General features: G+C 51.7%; 19 protein-coding genes and 5 tRNA genes. 3 read left to right on the forward strand and 21 right to left on the reverse strand.

Translation table 11 applies throughout. The annotated features are described in order from the left end of the window. Positions 1 to 11: 11 nt before the first annotated feature. The 14 genes from J4772_RS31075 to J4772_RS31140 all read right to left on the reverse strand — a co-directional run bounded on the left by J4772_RS31075 (position 12) and on the right by J4772_RS31140 (position 11,483). Positions 12 to 1,328, reverse strand: a complete 1,317-nt coding sequence (locus J4772_RS31075) for an ATP-binding protein (protein ID WP_209072868.1) — start codon at positions 1,326 to 1,328, stop codon at positions 12 to 14. Positions 1,329 to 1,335: 7 nt separating this feature from the next. Continuing rightward, entirely contained in the window at positions 1,336 to 2,766 is a 1,431-nt protein-coding gene (locus tag J4772_RS31080) for an RtcB family protein (RefSeq protein ID WP_209072869.1), read from the reverse strand. Positions 2,767 to 3,289: 523 nt separating this feature from the next. Further along, entirely contained in the window at positions 3,290 to 4,516 is a 1,227-nt protein-coding gene (locus tag J4772_RS31085) for an RtcB family protein (RefSeq protein WP_209072870.1), read from the reverse strand. Positions 4,517 to 4,755: 239 nt separating this feature from the next. After that, entirely contained in the window at positions 4,756 to 5,541 is a 786-nt protein-coding gene (locus J4772_RS31090; protein ID WP_209072871.1) for a nucleotidyltransferase domain-containing protein, read from the reverse strand. Positions 5,542 to 5,812: 271 nt separating this feature from the next. Beyond that, positions 5,813 to 6,274: a DIP1984 family protein gene (locus J4772_RS31095; protein WP_209072872.1), complete on the reverse strand. Its 462-nt coding sequence runs from the start codon at positions 6,272 to 6,274 to the stop codon at positions 5,813 to 5,815. A gap of 32 nt (positions 6,275 to 6,306) precedes the next feature. Next, positions 6,307 to 7,800, reverse strand: a complete 1,494-nt coding sequence (locus J4772_RS31100; protein ID WP_209072873.1) for a TROVE domain-containing protein — start codon at positions 7,798 to 7,800, stop codon at positions 6,307 to 6,309. A gap of 428 nt (positions 7,801 to 8,228) precedes the next feature. Continuing rightward, positions 8,229 to 9,038: an ankyrin repeat domain-containing protein gene (locus tag J4772_RS31105; RefSeq protein ID WP_209072874.1), complete on the reverse strand. Its 810-nt coding sequence runs from the start codon at positions 9,036 to 9,038 to the stop codon at positions 8,229 to 8,231. A gap of 683 nt (positions 9,039 to 9,721) precedes the next feature. After that, positions 9,722 to 10,282: a ribonuclease H-like YkuK family protein gene (locus J4772_RS31110; protein WP_247740902.1), complete on the reverse strand. Its 561-nt coding sequence runs from the start codon at positions 10,280 to 10,282 to the stop codon at positions 9,722 to 9,724. A gap of 129 nt (positions 10,283 to 10,411) precedes the next feature. After that, positions 10,412 to 10,486: transfer RNA gene (locus J4772_RS31115), tRNA-Trp, on the reverse strand. A 1-nt stretch (position 10,487) separates the two neighbouring features. After that, positions 10,488 to 10,562: transfer RNA gene (locus J4772_RS31120), tRNA-Asn, on the reverse strand. Between the two features lie 7 nt (positions 10,563 to 10,569). After that, positions 10,570 to 10,646, reverse strand: a tRNA-Glu gene (locus J4772_RS31125). Between the two features lie 83 nt (positions 10,647 to 10,729). After that, positions 10,730 to 10,803: transfer RNA gene (locus J4772_RS31130), tRNA-Gln, on the reverse strand. 4 nt (positions 10,804 to 10,807) lie between these two features. Further along, positions 10,808 to 10,882: transfer RNA gene (locus J4772_RS31135), tRNA-His, on the reverse strand. A 433-nt stretch (positions 10,883 to 11,315) separates the two neighbouring features. Beyond that, entirely contained in the window at positions 11,316 to 11,483 is a 168-nt protein-coding gene (locus J4772_RS31140; RefSeq protein ID WP_209072876.1) for a hypothetical protein, read from the reverse strand. Positions 11,484 to 11,903: 420 nt separating this feature from the next. Between J4772_RS31140 and J4772_RS31145 the strand changes: the two genes are divergently transcribed. Continuing rightward, positions 11,904 to 12,149, forward strand: a complete 246-nt coding sequence (locus tag J4772_RS31145; RefSeq protein WP_209072877.1) for a hypothetical protein — start codon at positions 11,904 to 11,906, stop codon at positions 12,147 to 12,149. 61 nt (positions 12,150 to 12,210) lie between these two features. On the opposite strand, the gene J4772_RS31150 is transcribed toward J4772_RS31145, so the two are convergent. The 6 genes from J4772_RS31150 to J4772_RS31175 all read right to left on the reverse strand — a co-directional run bounded on the left by J4772_RS31150 (position 12,211) and on the right by J4772_RS31175 (position 18,705). Further along, positions 12,211 to 13,038: a sugar phosphate isomerase/epimerase family protein gene (locus tag J4772_RS31150; protein ID WP_209072878.1), complete on the reverse strand. Its 828-nt coding sequence runs from the start codon at positions 13,036 to 13,038 to the stop codon at positions 12,211 to 12,213. 29 nt (positions 13,039 to 13,067) lie between these two features. Beyond that, positions 13,068 to 14,033: a Gfo/Idh/MocA family protein gene (locus J4772_RS31155; protein WP_247741247.1), complete on the reverse strand. Its 966-nt coding sequence runs from the start codon at positions 14,031 to 14,033 to the stop codon at positions 13,068 to 13,070. A gap of 178 nt (positions 14,034 to 14,211) precedes the next feature. Next, entirely contained in the window at positions 14,212 to 15,006 is a 795-nt protein-coding gene (locus J4772_RS31160; protein WP_247740903.1) for a helix-turn-helix domain-containing protein, read from the reverse strand. A gap of 117 nt (positions 15,007 to 15,123) precedes the next feature. After that, positions 15,124 to 15,984, reverse strand: a complete 861-nt coding sequence (locus J4772_RS31165; RefSeq protein WP_371822787.1) for a carbohydrate ABC transporter permease — start codon at positions 15,982 to 15,984, stop codon at positions 15,124 to 15,126. Between the two features lie 22 nt (positions 15,985 to 16,006). After that, the gene (locus J4772_RS31170) at positions 16,007 to 16,903 is read right to left on the reverse strand and encodes an ABC transporter permease (RefSeq protein ID WP_246016644.1); all 897 of its coding nucleotides are present in this window, start codon (positions 16,901 to 16,903) and stop codon (positions 16,007 to 16,009) included. A gap of 104 nt (positions 16,904 to 17,007) precedes the next feature. Next, positions 17,008 to 18,705 (reverse strand): extracellular solute-binding protein, encoded by a 1,698-nt coding sequence (locus J4772_RS31175; protein ID WP_209072880.1) that lies wholly within the window; start codon positions 18,703 to 18,705, stop codon positions 17,008 to 17,010. A gap of 264 nt (positions 18,706 to 18,969) precedes the next feature. On the opposite strand from J4772_RS31175, the gene J4772_RS31180 reads away from it, so the two are divergent. After that, entirely contained in the window at positions 18,970 to 20,745 is a 1,776-nt protein-coding gene (locus tag J4772_RS31180; protein ID WP_209072881.1) for a sensor histidine kinase, read from the forward strand. Positions 20,746 to 21,152: 407 nt separating this feature from the next. After that, complete coding sequence (locus J4772_RS31185) at positions 21,153 to 24,794, forward strand: S-layer homology domain-containing protein (protein ID WP_209072882.1); 3,642 nt, start codon at positions 21,153 to 21,155, stop codon at positions 24,792 to 24,794. Positions 24,795 to 25,047: 253 nt separating this feature from the next. Here the strand turns inward: J4772_RS31185 and J4772_RS31190 are convergent, their stop codons facing one another. Then, positions 25,048 to 26,511 (reverse strand): glycoside hydrolase family 28 protein, encoded by a 1,464-nt coding sequence (locus J4772_RS31190; protein ID WP_209072883.1) that lies wholly within the window; start codon positions 26,509 to 26,511, stop codon positions 25,048 to 25,050. Between the last annotated feature and the right edge of the window lie 78 nt (positions 26,512 to 26,589).

The following is a 26,589-nucleotide window of genomic DNA, read 5'->3' on the forward strand; positions in this document are numbered from 1 at the left end:
CATCGATCAAGTTACGCAAATCCCATTTTACGCGACTTATCCTCCGTCATCCACTCTCGGCTGCGATCTTTGGCGTAGTCCGATTTCATCCCGGCGATCAGCCGCTCAAGATCGACTTCGTTCTCGTAATGCATCTGCAGCGCGGCCGAGGCGTATAGCTCGCTAAGCTGGGCAAGCGTGAATCCGTCCGTTTGCCGGGCTGCTCGTGCCATCTCCTCCTCGCTCGCAAGACGCCGCAAGCCAATATGGGCCAAATAAGCGCATCGAATCACTTCGTCGGGAGACTTCACTTCGTACGCCCGGTCGAAGCGTCCGGCCCGGTTCATTAGCGCCGGATCGATTTTCTCCGGATAATTGGTCGTGCCGATGAGGTAGATGCCTTCCTTAGACGTGGCTCCGTCCAGCGTGTTAAGAAAATAGGAGCGGCAGGATTCCGGCATCGAATCGATATCTTCAATAACGAGCACCATCGGCGCAAGCTGCGAGGCCGTATCGAACACTTCCTTGATCGAGCCGCTGCTCGTGTACTCGGTAATCTGCCAGTAGGCGACCGGAGCCCCCGTCGTGGACGAGATCGACTTCACCAGCGTCGTCTTCCCGTTTCCCGGCTTGCCGTACAGCAGAATTCCCCGCTTGTAGGGAAGACCGTAGGTTTGGAAAAACGCGCGATCCTTGGAGAAAAACTCGTCGATCGAACGGTAAACCTGCGTCTTCAGCTCATTTTCCATAAACACGTCCTCCCGACTGACCGCGTACCCGACCTCTTTCCGCTCCTGCTCCAGTCCGTCCCGGGTGTCGGTGAAGACGATGATTTTCGGATCGGCGAGTCTGCGCACCCGCATATCCTCCAGAAAGCGCATAAGCCCTTCGTCCGATTGGCAGAAAATTAAATCCTCAAAGCCGAGACCGTGCAGCGTCACTCTCGGGATTCGGGTCAGCGCGACGAGATGATCGCGGTACACGAACAGATTGTTGCGGACGGCGGGACGGATCGTATAACCCGAACGCTGCGGATCGGAATCCGCGGCGTACTCGAATACGTCCGTCTCAACCAGGTCATACAGGCTCGCCGCATGCTCGACTCCCGCGTAGCCGCTGCGAAGATCCTCTTCCAGCCCGTTCCATACTTCGTTGCCGTCATCCTGGAAATAGAGGCGGAAGCCTCCATTATACCGCTCGCTCAGAAAATCAATGATGGCCTGAACCGTGGAAATATAGTTGAAGTAGTTTTCCACATTAAGAGGCGTCCCGCCGGATTTCACCAGAAAATGAGGCTTTGCGGCAGCATTGGCTGTATTAGGGACAGTGTTGGCCGTCATAATCGTCATATTAGGATCACACTCCTTTTACCGCCGCCAGCGGACGGCACTTGGCGACGACGGAGGCCAGCCTCGCCTGGACAACGCTGTCGATAATTTGGTCTACGTCTTTGTAAGCCTGCGGCGATTCGTCCACAAGCGACTCGAGCGCGCGATGATTCAACACAACCTCGTCGTCCTGACCGATTCGCAGCGAAGATGCAAACTCGTCTACCGTAACAAGCTGCTTGGTTGCGTTGCGAGAACGAATCCTGCCCGCTCCGTGACAGATCGAATGGTAGTTGCGCGAGCCTTCTGGAGCTCCGACCATCAAATAGGAGGCCGTTCCCATCGAGCCGGGAATAAGCGCGGGATGTCCCGTCTCGCGATATGGCTCGGGATTGCCGGCATGTCCGGCCGGCAGCGCGCGCGTCGTGCCTTTGCGATGAACGAGCATCGCCTCTTCCCCGTGGCTCTCCTCGCAAGCATAGTTGTGCATCAGGTCGTAGAGCGTGCTCAATTCCGCACGGGAGCCGAACGTTTCCTTAAAGGCATCGCGCACCGCGAACGCCATCAGATGCCGATTCGCAACCGCGAAATTAAGCGCCGAATACATCAAATTCGCATAAATCCTGCCCGCTTCGCTATCCAGCGGCGCATAGGCGAGCTTCGGATCGGCCGTGCCGAGTCCGAGCTTGCTCATCGTCTTGGCGACCTGGGAGCCGCAATACTGATTAACAGCGCCGCCCCAGGAGCGAGAACCGGAATGGATCATCACCGCGACTTGGCCGTCCCGAAGTCCCCACCGTTCCGCTATGGCGCGGTTGTCCTCGGGAATGCTCAAAGCTTGAATTTCGATAAAATGATTGCCGTTGCCCAGCGTGCCAAGCTGGCGATGCGCCCTGTGCCACACCGGCATCGCGATGCGATCCAGCTCGCTCTCGTCAAACCGAAACCGGCTGCACTCGACATGGGTCATGGAAGTCGCTTTCCTCGGCGTGTAAGCATCCGGCACATATTTTCCAGGGAGGCCGTGAAGCCCTTTGCGCAGCACATCCTCCAGACGAATGTCGGAGAAGTATCCTCTTGCATGATTTTCCACCGGGATACGTTTCTCGATCGCCTTAACCAGCTTGCGGCGAAGCTTGACGTCCTGGAGGTCTTCCGCCTGCAAATTCGTCAGGTGCACCCGCATCCCGCAGCCGATGTCGCTGCCGACGATAGAGGGAGAGACGAAACCGTCCGCCACGCCCCACACCGCCGTTGTGCCAATGCACGTGCCGACTCCGACATGGGCGTCGGGCGTGTAGCTCATATAGCGGATATTCGGAATTTGCAGATTGTTGTTCGCCATCTCAAGCACTTTGTTCCCCATGGCATAAAACAGATCGTCGTGCGCGAATACGTGGAGATCCCCGGCAGGGAGATCGATTCGCCGATAATAAAGATCGTTAACATTTTGTTCCATAAAGTATAATAACCTCTCTCTTAATTCCAATTTAGTCGAAAAATAAAACGCAAAAAAACCGCAAGCCTCATCGCTCACGGTCTTCTGCGCATAGTGAATACGAAAGATTGCCGTCCCCTCTCCCGAACGTTACCTGATGGGGCGGTTATCTTTCACTTTCCTTGGCTGGGGCCCGTAGAGGCCGATGGACAATGAACGAAATATTCAGTTGCGGCATAACGGCGTTGCGGCTGTTGTAAATGACGGTCATGTCCTTCGGCCTCCTTTCTTAGTAAGATAGTGTCTATCATATACGCGGCAGGGAAGTTTTGTCAATATCCCATTTGCTCAGTTTTTCTATCGGGTGCCTAGGGCGTGTCTGAATACTCCGAGGGCAGCAGATTTTGCCGAATTTTCGTTCCATGCAAGGAACTTTTGCGAAGGCGTACCGGGGTACGTCAAGCAAAAGTGACGAAGCAGGGGGCGAAAAGGTGGTGAAAGATGCCCCTGAGCGGGTTTTCAGACACGCCCTAATCCCATCCGCTCAGTCCTTATACGGATCGAACTCGTCCGCGCCGGCCATGCAGACGCCGATTGGCTTCAACACATGCAGAACCTCGATTGTACCGGCATGAGCGTCCAGCACCTCCTGCAGCTTTCGATAGACGAACGGGCTTTCGTCCGTACCGGCTCCGCGCAGCTCCACTCCGAAGGCCAGAACGGCTTGCTTCATTTGCTCAGGTGTGATCTGCCCGCCTGAACGGCTGCGAGTTTTCCAGTTCATTTTGCCGGCCGCCTGCGTACGACTCATAATCCGACCTGCTCCGTGCACGGTGCTGTAAAAGGAATCGCGATTCTCGTCCGTATCCTTCCCTCTTACGATTACAGAGATGTCCCCCATGCTGCCGCCGATAAAACCGAGCTGTCCCGGAGCGGACGGAGTCGCGCCTTTGCGGACGACCATTGTCGTTTTGCCGACATGGGTTTCCTTCCAAGCGTAGTTGTGGTGGTTATGCACTTCGAAATCGGCGCTTGCGCTCAAGAGCGACAGCACCTGTGCGATAACGTAATCGCGGCCCGCGTATGCATATCGACCGGCCAGCTTCATCGCCCGGTAGTACAGATCGCCGAGCTCGCTGTCCAGATCGAGCAGCACGGGCGGCTGGTCCATCTTCTCTCCCGGCGCATTCGCTAGGAAGTCCCGTCCGGCGGCCAGATTGAGAAATCCGCTCGCCGTCTTATGGCCGAAACCGCGACTTCCAAAATGGTTGCCGATCCAGAGAAGACCCGTCTCCGGTTCTTCGAACAGATCCACATAGTGGTTTCCGCTGCCGACCGTTCCGAGCTGATCGCGGGCCAGCGCCTTCAGCTTGTCATGCTCCTGCTTTCCGATCGCCGAATACACACTCCAGTCGGGATCGTCGAACAGGTCGTGATCCACCTTTTCGCTGTTAACGCGCCCAACGCCGAAAGATATTTTTCTGGCGATCTGATCCATCACGGCGGGTAGTATCGGTTTAATGTCCGCCGCCAGCACGTTCGTCCGCACTGCTTTGTTGCCGCAAGCAATGTCATAGCCGACGCCGGAGGGCGAAATTTGCCCCTCGTAAGCGACAACGCCGCCGATCGGCTGGCTGTAGCCTTTGTGGTGATCGGCCATTAGCAGCACTTGCACGACGTTGCCGTGCTCCGCGCAGGTTTTCGCTTGGGACAGCGCGCCGGCATCGGGGTTGCCCCATACGCGCACGCCGTCAATTGTCTGGTAAGTCATTTCTCTATCTCTCCTTGCTATATACGTTGAACCAAAATAGGGCGATTGAAGAGCCGAGCCATTGCATTCCGAAAGGGATGATTTTGCCGGCTTCAGACAGGTTGTTTTGAGTTGCTTGGATCGATAGGATCTGTATAGGTAAGCAACTCAAAGCCAAAACTCGCGGCAAAACCATTCCCTTTCTCCATTCCATTGGCTACTCTCCACCCTTTTCGTGGTTCAACATAGATCGTTTCCTCTTAATATGACCAGTTGTCTACTAAAGCCGAGCGAAACAAGTCGTCCAACTGCGCTTCCAGCTTGGCGTCGGCCGTTTTCATCTCGATCGCCGAGCTTTCCAGCTCTTGCAATCTTTTTTCCAAGTAATCGTTAATCGGGGCAAGCTTAGGCTCGATGTCCAGTTCGTCGCCCGACTTTTTGCGCGCCAGCAGCTCCGCCACTGTCTCTCCCAAGCTTCCCGATCGCGGAATTAGCCGCTCTACCAGCGTATCGAACTCTATGGGCGGCATCTCGCCGTAACGCTCGATCCATTCGCATGCCAGAACGGGTCGCAGAACATAGAAATATTTCTTGATCCGCACGCGCTCTCCCTGCAAATAATCCCGATAGTTGCCCCGCGCCATGTTGAGATAGTGGTACATGCAGGATTTCGGGGAAAAAGCCAGCGGAGAAATACGACGAAGCTGACTCGCAACTTCGGATTTCTCGGCATAGCGGATCGGCGATTGCAGCCATTCGAGCAGCGGCGGGTTCGATTTGCGATACAGGTTCAGCGCCTTGCGCAAATCCCAGCCGCTGATGTCGAGCTTGTCGCTGATCGGGCGCTCGATAACGTCCCGCCGGTCGAAAATCGACAAGTACCACTCCGGCTTGCGGACGTAGATGAATCGCACATCGTAATCGCTATCCCGGGAAGGAAAGCCCCACGCCCGGCTGCCCGATTCGCAGGCGTACAGAATGCGAACTTGCTCCTCGCTCTCCAGACGCTCCAGTTGTTCGGTTATTGTCTGACGTATGGCTTCCATTTCTATCACCTCTATAAAAACGAATCGTTTATGAAATATCAATCGGAGCGGATTAGCCGCAATCCCCTTCCCCACCCTCGTCTCTCCTAGCAAATCAGCGCGTGGTCGTCACATTAACCAGTACACAGTACTTCCATGCTTAGGCGCATTCTTGTTACATTACTGGGCTAATTCATGAAAAGATAGACATGGCCCCGCGTCTACTCAAGGAGGTCCAACTTGCCCGTTGGCGGGTTGCGCTCGCCTTCGCCGGGAGAGACTACCTTCGCGGCTATTCCTCGAGCAGATCGGTCCGCCAGTTCAGCTCCTGAATGCGAAAATCATATTCACGGTAGGCTTTCGACAGGGCGTCGACCTTAGTCTGGATCTGAACGACGTCGATTGTCCGCTCGTATTTCACTTCGGAGCGGCTGAAGCGATCCTGCTTTATCGAAGCCTGCTCAAGCACATCCCCCAACAGCTTGCGATGCTGCATGATTCGATCTCTTTCCGCCAAGGCGTCCGAAATGCTCAATCCCTCGGCGAAAGACACCGTTGCGTTCGTTCGATTGATCTTGCGAATCCATTCGGTCTGTTCGTCTAGCGTTTGCTCCAACTCTCGAAGCAGGGACGACGGATCTTCCGCAGGAAGCTCTCCCTCTTGAACCTTTACGACTCTCTCCAGTCGCTGTCTCAGCTGCGCAATCTTCTTCTGAGTATCGGCGCGCAGGACGAGCGCTTCCGCTAATTTCATATCGTACAGTTCCCCTCTCAAAATGTCGTTTTCTACAGCTCTATCTTCTTGACGGTCTCCACTAGCGAATCGTAGCCCTTCGCGGTCTGAGCGATGTAGCTCAGCACCGTATCGCTCCAACCGTAGATGTAGTACGTATTCGGATCTTGCGGCGGAACCATTGCGCTGCGGTAAGGCGAGATGTCGATGATGAACGCCTTCACCTGCGGGTTCACCTTGGCGCGATAGTTCGCCAGCTCCCGATAGAACATGCTGCCGCTGTTTTGTTGTTCGTCGGTGATGATGACGATCTGATCGACCTTATGCCGTTCGGATAGCAGCTTGCGGACCGGAGCTCCGGTATCCGTGCCGCCGCGCGTCTGAATCCGCTCCGCCTGCGATAGAATGCTGTCCCGGCGCGACGGGTAACCATCCTCCGCTTCCGTGTCGAACAACCAGAACAGAGAGTTACCCTGTGTTTTCTTGTACAAAGCCAGCGCGAACACCGAGCCGGTCTGCAAATATTCGCCGTCCATCGATCCCGAGATGTCGAGGAAGATCGCCGTGCGGTCTTCCAGGTCGGGCAGGTTGGCGAACGTAAGCTCCACCGCATCCCGCAGCGCGTCTCGCAGCTCCGGATGCTTCACTTGACGGAACGCTTTCGCGAACCGGAAAGGCAAAATCTTGGCCTTGCTCAGAGCGACCGGATCGGTCAGTCGAGCAATTGCGGCATCAAGGTTGCGGCGGTCTTCCAGCACACCTTCGCGTTCCAGCGTGCTCAAGTGACGAAGCAGAGCAAACGTCGGCATCTGACCAAGCAGTGCCTCCCAGATCGCCTTCGTCGGCTTCACTGCACCGGTCACAACTTCGTGCGGCAGCTTGCCATTTTCAATCCAGTGCAGCCGTTCCTGCTCCGTCGCCGCCCGCTTCAGCTGCTCCAACGCCCCGACTTGCGGAAGGAGAGTCAGATTCGCCTCCTGGCCCCGCAAATAACGGAACAATGCTTGCTGTTTCAGGTCCGCAGGCTTCGGATGAGCGGTTGCGATCGCGTCGCCCAAGCTGTAGCCCCGACCCCTGCCGTTGTATTTGATCGCCCAATATTCGGACACTCCCGCCAGAAACCGGCTCACTTGACGTTTAACCGCCCGGCCGCCTTCGCCTCTGCCCATTCCCTTCAGAATCGTCAGAAAATCGGACAAATCGGAAGGAATCCGCACAACTTGCGGGAACGCTTTGGCAAACAAATCCGGACGATACTGCGATAGAATCGCCAGACCGTACAGCGGCTGAAGCCGCATGTAGCCTTCGTTGCGGGCATAGACGAGCGCCTGTGCCATGAATTGCGGACGATTCTGCGCCATTTCGCGGTGGAGCTCGTCGGCTTCGTCCAGCAGCGTCTGCTGATCCGCGTAAAACGTATTGCCGAACGTATTGGTCACCAGCGTCTGCACGTACTGCTCTTCAATGGAGCGAGCATATGCCGGATAGCCTTCTCTATTGCTTATTGTAGGTCGGATGACCGAAAACAGCTTTTTTGCGAAGCTCATTACAATTACCTCCTTAATTGTAGGAACCGGCGAGGAAAGGGCGGAGAAGGTTGACTGCAGGACTCGAACCTGCCGTAAAGCCCGGGCAAATCAATTGGGTGCGCTAAGTGGCGAAGTAGCCCTCCCCGGCGCCTCGCCGGTCATATGTGATTTTAGTAGAGCGAGGAAAAGTTCGAGAAGGCTTAACGGAGAAGCAGTTTTGCTCCTTCCACCCTTTTCTTGGACGAAGTAGCCCTCTTGAGCGCCTCGCTCTAAGTTGCGTGTTATTGCGGCCGTTGTTTCATGCTCTTATCTTCGCGCATTTCCGGTTGAACGAACATGGCGGAAGTATGACGACGGGGAGATTTGTTGGGGAAAATAACAAAAAAAGCATCCTTTCGTTCGCGTAGAAAACGAAAGAACACTTTTATATCATCCATCAGCCCCGACTATTTGGCTCCCGCTTCTCTCAAGACGTTCGCGAGCTCTTGCATCGTATTGCTTAAGGCAAGCTCAAGCAATCGATCTTTCTGGGCTTGGGTGAGCGGATCAAGATTTGTTTTGTAATTAACGATAAGCAAGTTAAGGTTTTGCATATTCTCAAGACTTGGATTCCAACTGGTGATTTCATATGCCGATACAATCAATTTTTGTTTGCGTTGAGGGTCCCGCTCAAAACCGTAAGCATGAAAATAAATATTTTTTTCCGTGTCGTCCAGATAAACCAGCTTTACCGTCTCCCCGTTGGGGTCTGCTCCATGACTAAGCAACCATTCCAAGTTCTGTGTATTACGGGAAGCTAGAGCCTCGTACACATCCAAAGGAACGATTTCAAAACCATGCTCATAAAGAAGCTGCGCCACTTCCCCGGAAGGCGGGGTCGTTACCTCAGGCGGAATTCTCGCTGTAGCACTTTCTTGCTGCAGATTCCACTTGCCCAACGCACTGCCAATATAAGAAAGTCCATGCTCAAGTTTAGGGGCGCTTTCTTTTGTCACCTTTCCCTTCTCAAGCATCAATCGTACAATTTCAGTTTGTTTATATTTGACGGCCGCATCAAAATAATTAGCTGGTTCCAAAATATTGTCGATCGCATCTAATGCGATATTTACGATTTCAATATTAGGAGTTTCATTCTGTATACTGTACATAAGTGCAAAGGATGGATTTGCTCCAAGCCGAATAAGCTCTTTCACTTCCTCCGCAGCTTCCTTATCTACTGCATCTTCCACAAGTGGAATCCAATCGTAAAGCTTCAATTCTACTTTATCCTTATTCCAAACGATCCCTAATCCAGAAACATGATCGAGAACCTCTAGACGTTAGCATTGCTTGAGTAGAGACCAAATGCTATATTTCCCAATTGATTCTATCACCAACTTGATTATTGGTAAATCTAAAACAGTCAAACGAGGCTTTCTCACAGCAGGTTGATTGAAATGGTCGATGACAAAAGGGGGACGTACCTTCCGGAGACTTATGATTGACCTACAATGGTTCCAATCGACACACATGAGTTTACGCAGGGAGTTAGTCGGAAAATCGTACAAAGCAGCTCGAATCAGGCTTAAACGGTGGACGTTTGTTCGAAGAATCGTACAAAACTGCTCTGCTCAGGCTCAAACAACGGACATTTGTAGGGAAAATCGTATAAATCGACCAAGATCAGGGATTGTATGTCACTAAACGTCTTCGATGGTGATACGAATAAAATCTAGGAATTATCTGGAAGGTGTTGTGGGTCATGATTAGTCCGGAGAATGCCTCATACGCTCCTGAAACCGCCTTATCACGGTTTTACCCATTCAGGTTTCAGGTGCGTATAGCATCGGAGGAGGAAGGTACATCCCCTTTCACTTTGCTCATAGATTATCTTTCACTGTAACTTGGTTGGCTTATGGGACAGCCCCATCGCCCTGATCGGTTAATAGGGACAACTTCATTATGTTACTGCCGATTTCTTTTCCCGGTAGGGAGTTTTCGTATAGCGATTCGATATGGAAGAAGCCGCGATCGCTTCCGGTTTCACCCGAGCCGACAATCCCATTGCCTCGATCCGTCCAACCAGCTCCGCCACGAGTGTTGAGGTCCGATTGCGCTTGGCGTCTGTGCCCGCGTCGATGTCGATGAACAGCTTCAATTCGGCGCCTTGGTACACGTAAGGAAGCAAAATATCCTCCAACTCGGCGCGTTTACTTTCATCGAAATACGAGGCGGTTTCCTGGCTGAACGTCGTCTCCAGGCTGAGCTTTTCCTGGAGTGAGCGGATTTCACGGGGCAGAATGATCTGCCGGTAGCAAAACCATGCCCCTCTGCCCGGCCGGAATACAACGACGGACGTCACGAATTTCGTATGTCCGGCGTGAACCTGCGCATCCGTGCCAACCATCAGTTGGTAAGCGGCGCGAGGGTCAACCAGCATAAAACTGCGAATGCGTGCAAACACGTCGTCCATCGTCAGCTCTCTCTCGGAGATGTTGCGGAACGTTGTTTCGTGAATCATAGGGGTTTGTCTTCTCTGCATGAGGGTCACCTGTGACGCAAGATCGGCTTCTTCCTTTCTAATTAGAGGTAGTTCAAAGAGTCCGCTTTTAATCGCGAATTTTGAACTTTCATTAAAATAATAGAGTTATGGCGGGGGCAGCAGGAGTCGAACCTGCATATGCGGTTTTGGAGACCGGTGTTCTTCCCATTAAACTATACCCCCGTGGCAGGGTTGGCAGGGCTCGAACCTGCGACCGTCCGATTAACAGTCGGGCGCTCTACCGCTGAGCTACAACCCTATAAAATTGGAGACGTGGACGGGACTCGAACCCGCACATCCGGACGTGAAAGGCCCGTGTGTTATTCCTTTTCACCACCACGCCGTGGAGGACAGGAGCGGATCTCCCCCCGCCGATCTGTCGGCCGCCGAATTGCGGCAGCCTATCTGATAACGCCTATCCATGTATGGATGCCCGGGCAGGATTCGAACCTGCGATAGATGAGTCAAAGTCATCTGCCTTGCCGCTTGGCTACCGAGCAATGTTGGGGAGACTAACCAGACTCGAACTGGTACTAACGGACTCACAAACCGCCGCGTTTGCCCTTTCGCCATAGTCTCCAAAATAAAAAGCTACCCGTGACCGTCCCCCATTTTCCCCGTCGAAACAGGGATCGAAGGATTCGGAATCCGGATAGCTCAATTCGCACCGCGAGAATGCTCTCGCCTATGAGAAGATATGGCAACTCTGTCGGTAACCCGGCCATCGTTGCCCGCCTCTCGCGAATCGGCTATCCTTTGTCTCGATAATCTGATGATCCTGCTGACGCCAATTCCGTTCATACGGATGTAAATTGTTTTTCAACGTGCTCGCCTCTCTTCTAATTAGTGGATTTTTACTGCGATATGTACTTTGTTAGGGATCAATCATAGACATTTTCCGTCAAAAAAAGACCCCTGTCGCCGCCGTCTTCCTCTATGGTTGCTCCATAGAAAAAGACTGCCAGCCTCGGCAGTCTCTACATGTACGCGAACTATGCGATTACGAGCGGAGTCAGGCTGTGGAATACAACCGACGAACCGCAACGAATCTGCTGCGCCTGTAAAGATAGCCTATCGAATATGGAATGAAGGAAACATGCGTCTCTTGCCACGGCTGGCTCATCTGTTCCTCATGAATAACCGGATTGTTGGCCCAATCGAGTTGATTTAACTTATACATGCTCCCTCACTCCTTTCTCGTATAAATGATATTGCTGGTAATCCTAACATCTCAGCTTTAACCATGTCAACCATTAATTTCATGAAATACAGAGGAAAATGTGCGGAAAGGTAATCACCACACCACCGTTGCAGCTTCCTGCGGAGGTGGCGGATTGGATTCGAACCAATTTTGAGCCACCGAAGTAACCCTTCCAAGCGCCTCTGTTACCGGGAAACCGTCGACCGTGCGGCCTCGGCTTCACAACCTGATTTTCGCCGATAATCGGATCCGCGAACAGGGCGAAAGTATGGCAACGGATAAAAGTTTCTACGCCGAACCTCTTTATTCACATGAGCAAACCCTGTGAGAAAGCCTACGTAATACAAAATTGACGCCCCTTACTGTCTGGCAGACCGTTACAAGAGTCAATCCGTTCAGTTGACTGCTTCTTACGGTCTGGCAGGCCGTTACACCTGCCAATCCGTTCAGTTGACTGCTTCTTACGGTCTGGCAGGCCGTTACACCTGCCAATCCGTGCGGTTGACTGCCTCTTACGGTCTCACAGACCGTTGCACGAGCGAATCCAAGCGGTTGACTGCCTCTAACGGTCTGGCAGACCGTTGCACCGGCCAATCCGTGCGGCTAGCTCCCCCTTACGGTCTCACAGACCGTTGCACCGGCTAATCCATGCAGCTAGCTCCCTCTTACGGTCTGACAGACCGTTGCATGAGCCACCCTGAGCCAATTAGCCGCCATTAATAATCGCTTCCAACTGATTAGCCGTATCGTACACCGCTTGGTAAGCGTTTGAAGGATACGGGCTGATTTCCGCCGTTAATGTATCGGTGTAGCCGATCTCCTTAAGCGCGGCGATCACTCCCGGCCAATTCACATCGCCCGCCATCAAAGGCACGAAACCGCTGAAATTGCCTGCCGAGGTCTTGAAGTCTTTCACATGAATTTTGGCTATACGGCTGCCCAGAATACGAATCCACTGCTCAGGATAGCCATATAACAGAATATTGCCGACATCGAAATAAACGCCGACATTCGGAGAATCCAACTCGTCCACATATCGCTTCATCTCCAACGGCGAAAGCAAAAACTTGTTCCACACGTTTTCGATTCCGATTTTGACGCCGCGACGCTCGGCCTCTGGAAGCAGCAATTCCAGTTCGCGTTGGCTGTTTGTATAGCAATCATCGTAGGAGGAGTTTTCATTAACTGTACCAGGTACGACGAGAACGGTATCGGCTCCGATTAGTTCGGCAATTTCAAGCTGCTTGTGCACGATCTCGCGGCCGCGCTTTCTCTCATCGGCATCCGAAGAAGAAAGAGGAGCGCCCCACAGCAAGCCGGTTGAAATACTGCGCAGCTTCAAGCCATGCTCGGCTGCCTGCTTGGCAATCGTATCCGCCTCTGCTGCCGTTGTATCCATCGTAAATCCGGCGGGCGCGCCTGAAGCATACAAATTAAGCTCAACGGCATCCAGCCCCGCTTGCTGGCTGACCGAGAACACCTTGTCCAAAGCTGTGCCCTCTGGAAAACACCATTGATTCACACTTTTTAACATACCCGTTTCACCTTCCTCCGCCTCAAATTTTATTCTCCTACAGCAACAACGCCTTGTTTCTCCGCCGCCTCATTAAAAGCCAACGTCGCCGTCAATGTGGCCGCCGCCTCTGCGTAACTGCCCAGAACAAGCTCCTGCCGCCCGGAACGAATGGCCTCGACGAATGCGCTATTTTGCGCAGCATAGAAATCGGTCGTACATGTTTCCGTGATATTCTGGTGAGCATCGCGAATCGTAAGAGAATGGCCGTCAATCGACAGATAGAAATCCGGACCGTAAATCTCGATATCGCCGCGGCCGTGGTAGTCGGATACACAGCTATTCACGAACGAACCTACAGCGCCCGACTTCAGTCGAAACGAAACAACGCCCACATCGGGGATCGTAGCGTCAGGATCTATATTTCGAATGCTGCGCTGCGCATAAACCGCCTGAACTTGATCGAACTCGCCGACCAAATAACGAACAAGATCCACCTGGTGCGTGGACTGCTCCACCATTTGTCCGCCCGACTGATCCATCTGCGCAAACCATTTGGTCGGAGGAAGACCGCCAATGCGATAAGCGACAACCATGTTAATCGGTTTATTCGTCAAGTAAGCTTTCGCCTTCTGCACATTGTCCAAATAACGCAAGCAGTAGCCGGAGCTGTTAATGATGCCGGCCTCGCTAATTTTGCGGCCGATACGGTTTACAGTGTCCATATCGAGGCCGACCGGCTTCTCGGACAACAGATGAATGCCTCTCTCAGCTGCCATCGTCTCCGTATCCCCTCTAGTGAACGGCGGCGTACAAACATAAAGCGCATCCACTTTGCCCGAATCCAGCAGCGCCATCTCGCTCGCAAATACTTCCGCGCCGAACTTATCGCCAATTTGCTTGGCTCGCTCGCCATTAATATCATAGACAGCTGCCAATACGGCCGTTTCGATATTTTGCAACGTATTCATATGATGCTCTGCCATGCCGCCGACGCCGATAAATCCGATTCTCACTTTGTCCAAGATCGCAGCCTCCTTGTATTTCGTACACACGTCAAGAATAGTAGATCGGGCCATAAAAGTATTCATCGAAATCGAAACGGAATTTACGCAAAAAAGACACCCTCAGGTGTCGGAGAATGTACTAGGTTGTTTGGGGCTGCTTGGATCGATAGGACCTTCAGAGTGGGCTTTAATCATTCATGTGAAGCTGCCTCTTCCTCCATCGCGATGGAGAGATGCCTTCCGCTTCTTTAAACCATTGGGAAAAAGAATGCAGCCTGTTAAATCCGATCTGCTCGGCAATTTCATTCAAATCCTTGTCGGTGGCGCTAAGCAGCCATTTCGCTTCCTGCATGCGGCATTGCTGCTGATATTGTTTTGGACTTAAGCGGTAAATCTTCTCGAACGTGCGACGAAAACCGACAGCAGACAAGCCGGTCATGGCGGCCAAATCAGCTACTTTCGGCTGCTGACGCAAATTTTCGCGCAAAAAATCGGCCGCTTTCGTAATGGTCATCGCCTGCGAATCGGCTTGAGAATGCTCGTACAAATAGAGCAGCAGCATCTCCGCCCATACCGCGTATGTTTTGTCTTTCTCCTTCAACGGATAGTTTTGTATATAGATCCACTCGCGTAACAGCTTCGCGAAGCGATCCCGATCCAAGCGAGACAAAGCATAAATTTTCGGCTCTTGACCGCTTTGAGTCAGCTTATTCGCAATCGCGGCGAGCGATAGGGACATGTGCTGCAAATGGATCACGCCAAGTCGAATTTTGGATATCGCGCCGAAACGATGCGGAATCCCTGGAGGAATAACAATGACATGCCCGACTTCTATGCCCATTTTTCTAGCCGTCCATTCGAATATTCCTCTGCCTTCCAGCACGATCTCTATCTCCAGCGTTGCATTCCGATGAAAGCCGGGGTCTTCCCAGTCCTCATCATATGTGCCTATGCCGCTAAAAATAGTAAATCTCTCGTCCACCGCCAGTCCTCCCCCGAAAAACCGGAAAAACCGACACCCTCCCTAGGGCGTGTATACATACACGCCCTAACGTGAAAACGAGGTGTCGGCTTTATAGCCCCTCTCTTGCCATTCAGTTTATTCCTTCACGCTTCCGAGCACAATCCCCTGTACAAAATATCTTTGCAAAAACGGATAGACGAGCAGGATCGGAAAAGTGCCTACGAAAATCTGCGCGGCTTTGGCCGTTCGATCGGATACTTGAGACATCACGAGTGCGTCCTGCCCGGTTATTTTAGTTAAGTCTATTCCTTTAATTATCCTTTGGAGATAGCTGGCAAGCGGATACTGATCCGGCGTATTCATTAAGATCAATCCGTCAAACCAAGAGTTCCAATGCCCGACGATCGTGAACAAGCCAATCGTGGCCATCGCCGGCAGAGAGATTGGCACGAATATTTTCCACAACGTGGTCCAATAGCCCGCGCCATCGATGAAGGACGATTCCTCGAGCTCCTTCGGCAAGCCGCGGAAGAAATTCAATAACAGAATGACGTTGAACACCGGAATCGCGCCCGGCAGCACTAAAGCCCATATGCTGTTCAGTATGCCGACATACTTAATCGTCATGTACCACGGGATCAGTCCGCCGCCGAACAAGATCGTAAAGATGAAGAACCAGGCATACATCGTTCTGAACTTCAAATCTTTACTTTCCTTCGATAGCGGGTAGGCAATCACAATCGTCAAAAACATGTTGATGATCGTCCCCAGGATAACCCGCTGTCCCGTGACAAGCATGGAACGGAGAAACTCGGGTTTGGCCAGTATAAACTCATACGATTTCGTGGTGAAGTCAACCGGCCATAGCTTAACGAAACCGGCGGCAGCCGCGCTGCTGGAGCTGAAGGAAATCGCCAATACATGCAGTAACGGAAACAAGCAGGCAAACCCCAATAAAAACAGCACCGTATAGTTAAAAGTCGCAAACACTCTCAAAGCGCCACACACTCCTTTTTACTCAGAAAATCCGGTAGTTTGCAAACCTGTAGGCTAACCAATAGGAGGTTGAAATCAGGAAAAACGAAATGACGGACTTGAACAATCCAATGGCTGTGGCCAAGCCATATTGAAAATCAACAAGCCCCATTCGATATACCATCGTATCGATAATATCCCCGCTCTCGTATACGGCCGGGCTATACAAATTGAAGATTTGGTCGAAGCCCGCGTTCAGCACATTGCCCAGGCTGAGCGTGGCAAGCAGAATAATAATCGGGCGCATGCCCGGCAACGTGATGTGCCAGGTCTGTCTCCAGCGATTGGCCCCGTCCATTCGCGCCGCTTCGTACAAGGTCGGATTGATGCTCGTCATCGCGGCCAGATAAACGATGGTGCTGAAGCCAAACTCCTTCCACACATCCGAGATGACAATCACATACGGGAACCAGGAGTTGCTGCCCAGGAAAAAGACAGGCTCCAGGCCGAACGAAGATAGAATCTGGCCGATAATGCCGTTAGACGGAGATAAAATATCGATTAGAATGCCGCCTAGAATAACCCAGGATAGAAAGTGGGGCAAATAAATCAGCGTCTGTATGCCTCTCTTAAACCACATTCTCCCGATTTCATTCAACAGCAAGGCAGTGATTAAAGCCGCGATTGTGCCCGCCACGATTTTCATCGAGGAAATGAATAGTGTATTTCGCATCACAAGGCGAAAATCGGGCAATTCAAAGGCGTAGCGAAAGTTGTCCCACCCGATCCACTCCGAGCCGAATAAGCCATGAGTCGGTATAAACTGCTGGAACGCGATCACAATGCCAACCATCGGCACATAACTGAATAGAAGCAACAGTACAATGCCCGGCAGCAGCATCATATGCAAGGGAAGCTGCTTGATTATTTTTTTATTCATGCCGCGCCATCTCCTGATTCTGATCTCTTTCATGCACAAACGGCTGCGTCTTGATTGCGAAGACGGCAGCCGCTATGCTTACGAATTACGTTGCTCGTATGACCTTATCTTCCTGCCGCCCACTCATTCACTTCTTTCATAATGTCGTCGCCGCCAAGCTTGTGCCAATTCGCGACAAACACATCAAACTCGTCCGGACTCTTCTCGCCCATAATGATTTTAGTGAACGTTTCCATCATCATTTTCTCCAGGTTAGCGGTTCTCTGACTCATCGTTGTCGTAGGCGCTCCGAAGAACTCCTGATTCTGAATCAGGCTTCCGTCAACCTTCTCTTTCACGTAAGGCCAAGCGCTGTCTACTCCGTACATTCCCTCATTCGTCCAGCTTGCCGGGTCGCCGGCGCGGTAAGCCATGATCTTGTCGTAGTAGCCTTTCTCCTCCCCAGTCAGCTTGGAAATATCGCCGGAGCTCAATGCATCCTTCAGATGCAAGTGAATGGCCAGATTTCCTTCTGCAGGCGAAGCATATACCAAGGGGTAATTGTTATATAAGAAACCGTCTTCCGCGATGAAATACTTGGTAATATCGGCATTGTCCGAATAGCCGTTCTCGACCAGAACATTGAGCAATTTGACCAGCGCCTCTGGATTCGCAGCGCCTTTCTTCACCACGTAATACTCGTAAGTCGGGAAGGCGAGCTGCAGCTTGCTGGCCTTATCGTCAATAGACGGAATACCGTAGGCTTTCCATTCTGCGGTCGGATCTTGATCTTTGACCGCCTGCAGCGGCCAGGCCGGATTCCACCATGCCCCGTACGATATGCCGATTTTCCCGGAAACCAGCGCTTCCATCACTTTGGAGCCGTCTTTGACTGCGAATTCCTTGTCGATGATCCCGCCCTTGTACATTTCCTGCAGCTTGGCCAGCGCCGCTTTCATCTCGGGCTGTACGCTGCCATACACAAGCTGACCGCTATCATCTTTTACCCAAGTATCCGTGTAGGCATGGAAGCCGTTAAAGAAGCCCTGCAGATTGGCAAAGCCGCCCTGCTGCAGATCCTTCGTCAGAGCCAGACCGAACGTGTCGTTCTTCTGGTTGCCATCCGGATCTTGCGTGGTAAACGCTTCGGCGATCTTAAATACATCCTCCATCGTTTGCGGCTCGGACAGTTCCAGCTTCTTCAGCCAATCGGCGCGAATCCAGAGCACCTGCGAGGAATCATAAGGCGAGCCCGCTCTTGGCAGCGCCATCTGCTTGCCATCGAAAGCGGCGGAAGCCATCTGATTCGGATCTCCGGCCATGATTTGCTTCGTCAGGGGCGACGCGTATTGCTCGTAGACTTGAGTGAGATCCTCGATCTGCCCTGCGTCGACCAATTGCTTGAGCTGAAGCGCATTTACGCTGAAAATATCGGGCAGCTCGCCAGAGGCGATCGCCACGTTAATTCTTTGCGGGTAATCGGAGTTGCTCGTCCATAAATATTTGATCTTGATGCCCAGCCGTTCTTCGTACTCGCGGCTCCACACGTTATTGTCAATCGATTCGCCTTCGCGGAAAGCAATGCTGGCCGGCAAATCTCTTACGGCCGTCACTTCAATCGGCGGATCGTATTTGCCCAGCGGATCGATCTGCGGTTCGGCCGACGCTCCGGGCGTCGAAGAAGCTTCGGCGCCGCTCGCCGATGCAGATTCCGAAGGCTTCGCGACGTTGCTGTCGTTTTTCTTATCGGAGCACGCTGTCGTGATGAGCAGCACGCAAATGGTAACCAATGCGATTAAACTTTTCATTTTGCTGTGGCGCATGGTAATCCCCCTCTAGTGAAAAAATGTTATTGAAGTTTAACGTAATCCGCTCTATTATCGCGATATTTGACCCTAGATGCTTTCCTTATTGTATCCGCTTCAACCCTCCCCGCATCCAACTCAAGCATCGTTATGTTTTAAGTATAGGAATTGAACGGAGGAGCATCTACGAGAAACTTGTTACCTTCTTTATCTTTTGTTTACTACTGTTTTCGAGTATTCTGTGTTACAAGCGCCACACCAACGAAGATGAGGTGAGCACCTTTGTTCAGCATTTCCGCTAACTATCGCGTCTCTATTTTCCCTAAATTGTTTCTCTCCTTTGTGTTCATTATTGCTTCGCTCTACTTTCTTAATGTGACAATGAATCAGGCCAGTATGGGCACGATTAGAACCGGGATTGAAGATTCGCTGACATCGCGCGTTCATTTCTATAACAGTACATTGGTAACCGATCTGAAGCGAGTGATCCAATTGAAGACCGAGTATTTATACGATAAAGATTTAATGGAATTAAGCTTTATCCCCGAGCAAATGAGCGACTATCAGTTCGCCGAAGCTGTGCTTCGCATTCGAACGCGGCTGTCGCTGCTGGAAACGTCCAGCTTGTATATCGAGAACGTGAACGTGCATATCCCGTTAATCGACAGAACGATTTCTTCCAAGGGATACGTGGATTCGCCGCCGGCCGAAGAGCTGAACGCTCTGCAGGACTCGAACTACAGCCATCCGATTGTGGCTTGGAATAATCGGTTGTTGATCGGTGCGCTGTCTCCGGAAAATATGATTGAGGATACAGATCTGCTGATGGCGATTAAGATTCAGCTGTCCAGAGACAAAATACGCCAGTCGCTTAAAGAAATTAACAATGCCGGTGACGGAAAAGCTGTTCTGTTGGATAACCAAGGAGCTTGGGCCGTATTCAGCGAGAACTTGTCTGTGGAGGAGGAGCAAGGGCTGCTGGCGCAATTGCGGATGGAAATCGGGGACGAGCCGCAAGGGACGCTGTATCGGAAGATTAATGGCGATAACTATATTTTTATCTATGAACGCTCGGCGGTGCTGGATGCGACAACCGTCGTTTATTTTCCGGAAAATGAAATATTGGCGCCGCTGAAGACGCATCGTCTGTGGTTCTGGTGGTTTTCGCTATTATCGATCGGGGTTGTCCTTGCATTCTCTGTGTGGACCTATCGTCTTATTCACAGGCCGATCCATAAGCTGGTTCGTGCTTTCCGCAAAGTGGAGGAAGGCGATTTAAGCGTTGCGCTCTCTAGTCGTCAGGGAGACGAATTTCGTTATTTGTATACGCAATTTAACGTGATGGTGAGCAAGCTGAACGTTCTTGTGAAAGAAGTGTACGAGCAGAAAATTCGTTCGCAGCGAGCGGAGTTAAAACAGCTGCAGTCGCAAGTTAACCCGCACTTCCTGTACAACAGTTATTTTGTGTTATACCGTTTGGCCAAAATTCCCGATGTCGACAATGTGCTTCGAATGGCGCGCCACCTGGGAGAATATTTTCGCTTTATTACCCGCAGCCGTTCGGACGAGGTGACGTTGGAGGAAGAGTTCAAGCATACGCTTGCCTATATTCAAATTCAAATGTATCGATTCGATCAGCGAGTGGAGACGTATTGCGAAGAGCTTCCGGAAGCATGCAAATCGATCTCGGTGCCGAGGCTTATTTTGCAGCCCATTGTCGAGAATGCTTATGAGCACGGATTGCGGGAAACGGTCTCCGGCGGACTTGTGCGGATGGCTTTTCAACAACTCGATCAGGATTTGATCATTATCTTCGAGGACAACGGCTCCGAAATGACGGATGAGAAAATCGCTGAATTACACGACCTGCTGCACGCCAAAGCGGACGACGCGATCGAGACAACGGGAATACTGAACGTCCACCGCAGACTGCAATTGAAATATGGCAGCTCGTACGGTTTATCCGTTTCCCGAGCGCAGATTGGCGGTTTGCGTATCGAGATGAGAATTGGATTGGATCAAGACAGCGAATCGATGCCGCCTGGGCAGAGGATGTAAACAGAAGTCAACAAAGGCAACGAGATTCCCGTAGTTCGACCATTTGGGCGGGTCCTATAATAATCGTAAGACATCGTGCCGCGGCGATGTAATTGGGGAGTGGGAACAGGAAAGCGGCTGTCCCATAAATAGAGTTGCTTGAGATGATCGAGATATAAAGAAAGGGGGATGTGCCTCTCGGAGACTGCCTCATACGCTTCTGAAATCACCTTATCACGGGTTTACCTATTCAGATTTCAGAAAGCGTATAGCATCGGAGAGAGACACATCCCCCTTGTACCTTTATCAGCGATTATCTTTCACAGCAACTTGGTTGGCTTATGGGACAGCCCCTTCTTCTCGCAACCTTTTTTGTTTGCGCTTTCATAACGATTGACGTTCTACAACTACACGAAGAGGTGAACAGGATGCGATCCAAATTGGGATTGATTTTAAGTATTGTATTGCTATTTTCCCTGATTGCGTACCCGGCTCCAACCACCTATGCCGCTACGTCCACTATACTGTACCAAACCTCGTTTGAAGACCCTAACGACAGCACTTGGCAAGCTGCATTCACCGAGTACGATACCGCCGACGCCCATACCGGTTCTTACTCGCTTAAGTACACATTTAACGGAACTAATCCGGGGCTTGTAATCCGACTTCCGATTGAAGCCGGATACTCCTACGACATGAGCGTGTGGGTCAAAACGACAAATACTCCCGACTCCTGGCCGGGAGCCAAGATTGCGATTGACGCCTATAGAAATTGGGCATGGGATTGGGCTGGTGGCAAGTACATGTCGGCGCCAGTCAACACGAACGGCCAGTGGCAGAAGATCAGCTTGCCCACTTACACGGCTCCCGAGGGCGCCGCCTCCGCCGTTTTTACTTTATATTCAGAGGGAGCGAGCGGCACGATTCAATTTGACGATTTGAAGATTGTGGAGACTGAAATCGTTGATCCGATTGAGATCGGGACGTCCTATCAGACCTCCTTCGAAGATGCGAACGACAGCATCTGGACTCCATATGAACATACTTCGTATGCGGTCGACGAGCATCATAGCGGGTCGCAATCCTTAAAATACGTGATTCCCTCCGGAGCCAACAATCCAGGCGAAGAAGGGGCCGAAAGGCCGGGACCTTCGATTAAATTTGTAGCAGAGCCCGGTATGGCCTATGATACGAGCGTATGGATAAAAACCGTCGATACACAGGGACTATGGGCGGGAGCGATGTTCCGTATTACCGTTCTGGACCACAATGGAAACTGGTTGGAGAGTAAGAAACACAATCCGCACGGCACCGGCGGCGAATGGCAACTGCTGAAGCTGCCAACCCTTGTCGCAGGCGAAGGGGCCGAGCAAATCGAGATTACGCTATTCGCTTACGGTGGAGCAGGCACCCTCTATTTTGACGATTTATCGATAGAGAAATCTCAGCCTCCCGTATTTCAATCCAAACTCGTAAACCCTACCTACAGAGGGCTTCTGGTTCCTGGCGGAAATCCGCAGGTCGCAATAACGACCCGAGGCGCGGCAGGCATCAACAAACAGCTCTATACCACGGTTGCACAACTGGTAGACCAGAATGCTCAGGTCATGGAGGAGCAAGTCTATTCCGGAAGCTTGGATGTTAACGCCGAATTCGATACTTCTTCCTTATCGGCAGGCCATTACAAAGTCGTTGTTTCCTCGAAGCTGACAGGGACGGAGGGCGGCGGCTACTCGCAACAATGGCCGATCGTGAAAGTGCAGTCCTTGCAGGAAATGCCCGAATCTTATACAGACGATCAAGGACGGTTTTGGAAGGATGGGGAGTTGTTTTTCCCAATAGGGATCTATACGGCGAATACGGACAAGAAAGATTTGGAGGATTTGCTTGGCAGTGCGATCAACACGATCTTGCCATACGGTTATCCAGACAGAGAGAAGCTTGATCTTGCCCATCAGTATGGGATGAATGTTATTTTCTCCATGAAGGATTTCTTCTTCCGATCTCCCTGGGCGCCGGACTTTATCCAGTCCGAAGAAGACGAACTCACCGCTATTGCGCAATATGTTCAGGAATACAAGGATCATCCCGCTTTACTTGCCTGGTATGTAAGCGACGAGACGCCAACTGACAATCGCTTATCCGCTCATTATCAGACCGTTATAGCTAATGATCGGGATCATCCGGTATATGCGGTGGATTACAGATGGGTGGATCATTATACCGTAAACGATACAACAGACCTGTTTGGCTTGGACATATACCCTGTCTATGGGAAGCCAAATGATGATTTGAAGTATTTGGGCGACTTGCAAAAGGCCATGACTACCGATCTGCAGCATAAAGGGCAGTGGGCGGTTGTTCAGGCACATAATCATGGGAACTATGTCTCCTCGGGCGTTGATCCATTGCGGCCGCCGACGACGGAAGAAATGCGCAATATGGCTTGGCAATATATTGCCGAAGGCGCCCGGGGTGTGTTGTTCTATTCCCTCTTCGATCTAGCCAACGATGCAAGCGGAAAAACGTACGATGAGCTTCTTGGCAATGTGAAGACGGTGGCGCAAGAGCTGAAAAATATGGCTCCGGTCATTCTTTCCGCAGAAACAGCACCGGAAGTCAGCTATAATCCGCAAAGTTGGCTGCATGTGATGGTGAAAAGCTATGAGGGCAATACTTATATTATCGCAGTGAACAACAGCAAAGAAACGCAGCAAGCCTCATTCGGCGCGCAGCAATTGAGCGGCCTGTCTGTTCAGGTATGGAACGAAGGACGTACGCTTAATTGGAATAACGATCAGTTTAGCGACACCTTCGCCCCGTATGCCGTCCATCTCTATGAAATAGGCAATGGGGATTCGATAGCCTCTCCCGATCGTCCCGAATGGGCAACGGGAAATCAACTGGCTATCTCCAATATTCAGAGCACAAGTGTAAAATTATCCTGGCCGAGCGCCTCGAACGATACGGACGCTTATTACGTTTATGTCGATGGCGTCAAAAAAGCCGAAGTAGCAGGGACGGCGAATGAGTATGTCGTGCCTGGGCTGACAGCAAGCTCAACCTATACTTTTACCGTTACAGCGGTCAATGCGCAGGGCTTGCAAAGCAACGGATTATCGAGCTCGGCCACTACCGCAGTTTCTGTGCCCTCAACGACGGCGCCGCAGAGCAGCGGTGGCGGTTCGCCTCCTTACAGCCTGAAAACATTGAGCCAGCTTGGGATAACCGCGAACGGCAAGCCTCTAGTCTTGTCGCCTGCTTTCTCGGCAGACGTAACGGAGTATTCCATGGAAACGGCAGAGAAATCTGTTACGATTGCCGCAGCGGCTTTTGGAGCAGCCGCAATGACTTTGAACGGCAACGCGGTAGACAAAGAAGCAACGGTGAACCTGCAAGAAGGGGATAACAAATTCGAACTCATCGTGAAAGCCGCGGACGGAACCAAGCAGGTCTATATCCTCCATATTGTGAAGACTGGCGAAAAGGAGCCTTCTTCTTCAAACCACGAAAAAGCGTCGGATTCTTGGAAGGACATCGCCGGACATTGGTCGGAAAAATCGCTTCTGAAAGCTTGGGAGATGAAGCTGATTAAAGGTTACCCCGACCAAAGCTTTAAACCGAATCAAAGTCTGACTCGCGCGGAATTTAGCGTGCTGCTGATGAGAGCTCTACAAGCAACAGGGGATGATAACGCCCTTGACTTCACGGATCAGACGCAAATTGGAGCATGGGCGCGATCGGAAGTCGCCAAAGCGGTTGAGGCCGGCGTTATTCGAGGATATGATGACGGCAGCTTCCGCCCTGGCGAACCGATTACAAGAGCTGAGATGGCCGTTATGATCAGCAGAGCATTAAAGCTGCTCGACACGAATAATCAAGCAACGAATTTTGCGGACGCAACAGAGATTCCGGCATGGGCCGGCGAAGCTGTGCAAGCCGTGCAGCAGCTCGGCATCATCGAAGGGCGAAGCAGCAACCGTTTTGCGCCGAACGAACCGCTTACTCGAGCGGAAGCGGTCGTTGCTCTCCTAAGAATGCTGGAGAAGACCGCAGAGCATTCTGAATAAGCGATAGGCACAGAGGCCGACCCATAAGCAGAGTCGTACAAGATGATCGATCAGAAAAAGTGCATGTATCTCCCGGAGACTGCCTCATACGGTCCTGAAATTACCCTATCACGGGTTTACCATTCGGATTTCAGGATCGTATAGCATCGTAGGAAGATACATGCACGACAACATTCTCTATCGATCATCTTTTTGTACGACTCTTTTTACTTATGAGACAGCGTCTTCGTACAAATCGGTTTATCCCGTTCGATCAGATACTTGAGACCTCGCGAGCTTCCCGCAGATCATTATCGAAGAGTTGAACCTCCCCTGCTTCCGACCCCGAAGTGCGAAGAAATACGGTTGTGCCGGGAAGCGCCGTACAGTTGGACACACTTGCGGATTCCACATCCACCATCGCGATAGCCGGAGCTTGATCGCCATTCCCCGCCTGCCGACCGGTAAAGCCGCGAATCTGGAGCCGCTTGATCCGTTTGCAGGAGATCGCGCTCCAGCTTCCGTCATATTCGCCGTCCTGCCATACCAAGCTCACTTGATCCATACGAATGGTCTGAACGTTCCGCAAATAGATTCCGTAAGGCGCAAAGTGATGGTGAGCATACGATGGGATCGGTTCGGGAATTTCCAGACCGTACAGCTTTTTCTTAGCGGCAATCTCAAACTGGATATGGGTCAGGGAAACTTCCTCGATACAATCATCGGGCAAGCCGATTACCGTACAAGCCCCATTCGAATGTACAAGCCAATGATTCAGATGGACATGACGAATCGTTCCGTTGCTGCTCATCAGAAAAATAGCCGTTCCTTCCTGCTCCATCCGAACCGTCATATTGGACACTGAGATTCTTTCAATTTGGCCATGCTCTGCCGTCACATTCAGCACGCCCGCTGCATTGAAGACGGAGCAATTGCTGATTGATATATCGCTAATCGAGCTGTAGCTTGCCTCTTTGATCCATGGGTCGAGCCCCGTGTAAATGCGGAACGCATTTACCGAGGTGTCAAAGGTGCAGTCGCTAATCGTGAAATGGCACGAGCTCTGGCAGCCGTTGCTGTCAATCGCAATCGAATCGTCTCCGGTACGGAAATGACAGGATGTAATATGGACATACCGGCAGGAGCTGAAATGAAAGCCATCGCTATTCGGTCCATAAAAATGATTCAGGATATTAAGCCCCTGCAGATTAACGCGATCGCAATCGATGATCCACCCCGAGTATACCGGAGAATTGCACAATTCAATGCCGCTAATCCGAATGTTCGAACAGGCTTCGAGAAGAATCAACATCGGCCGCCACTCTAAGGGATCATAGCGCGACGGCGTAGAATTCCAGCCTTCGCCGATCGTATCCTTGGCGGCCCAGAACGCCAAATCCTGGCCGTGGATACAGCCCGTGCCTGTAATCGTAACGTTCTTTAAGTTGGAGCCGTACAGCAATCCCGGATATACAACAGGATATTTGCATGTAGAATACACTTCCGCAAAATCATAATCCTCTCTGTCCGTGCTCGCCTGCAGCACCGCGCCCGCTTCCAGCCATAGCGTGATATGGTCTTGCAATCGGAGCGTACCCGTTACATATTTTCCCGGAGGAATGTAGACAGTGCCTCCCCCAGCTTGTGCGCAATCGTCGATCGCGGCTTGTATGGCTGCCGTATCCTTGGTCATCCCGTCGCCAACAGCGCCGAACGTTCGAATATCCCGATAGTTCATCCTAGTCGCTCCTCCTGTTACATTCCCTTCGATCCTCTTCGCTATCCGCATAAGGACCGTTGCATTTTAAAGTATAGG

Origin of the sequence: Cohnella sp. LGH, assembly GCF_017671885.1 — a bacterium.
Lineage (GTDB): Bacteria > Bacillota > Bacilli > Paenibacillales > Paenibacillaceae > Cohnella > Cohnella phaseoli.